General features: G+C 56.2%; 1 protein-coding gene. It reads left to right on the forward strand.

The window, feature by feature from the left end:
- A partial coding sequence (locus ACXJ7R_RS36140; RefSeq protein ID WP_457155948.1) for a CoxG family protein occupies nt 1-364 on the forward strand: 364 nt, incomplete at its 5' end.
- Nucleotides 365-525: the final 161 nt, after the last annotated feature.

A 525-nucleotide genomic window follows, 5' to 3' on the forward strand; every position in this document is an offset into this window, starting at 1 on the left:
CACGTCGGATACGTCGTTCAACGCCGTCGTGTCCGTGAAGCTCGGTCCGGTCAGCGCCAAATTCAAAGGCGATGTCGAACTGACGGATCTCGACCCGCCTTTCGGCTACACGATCTCCGGCACGGGCAGTGGCGGCATTGCCGGCTTTGCGAAGGGCAGCGCGCGGGTTCGTCTGACACCCGTCAATGGTGGCACGACGCTCTCTTATGAGGTCGATGCTCAGATTGGCGGCAAGCTCGCGCAACTCGGTGCGCGGCTCATTGATTCCACCAGCAGGAAATTGGCCATGGAGTTCTTCGAGAACTTTGGCGAGCAGGTGGGACAGCATGCTTCCGCCAAGGTTGCAGCGTCGCCGCGCGGCTGAAGCGCAATGCAGATGGCGGACCGCAGCTCAGCCCTCGTAGAAATAATAATAAAATAGCTTAATTATGTAGCTTTTTGATTGACCTAAATTGGCAAACAGGGTTTAATCCCACCAACGACGGAGTGCGAGAATGAAGTCCTGGTTGTCCTATGGCTTTAACG

The organism is Mesorhizobium sp. P5_C1 (assembly GCF_054049815.1).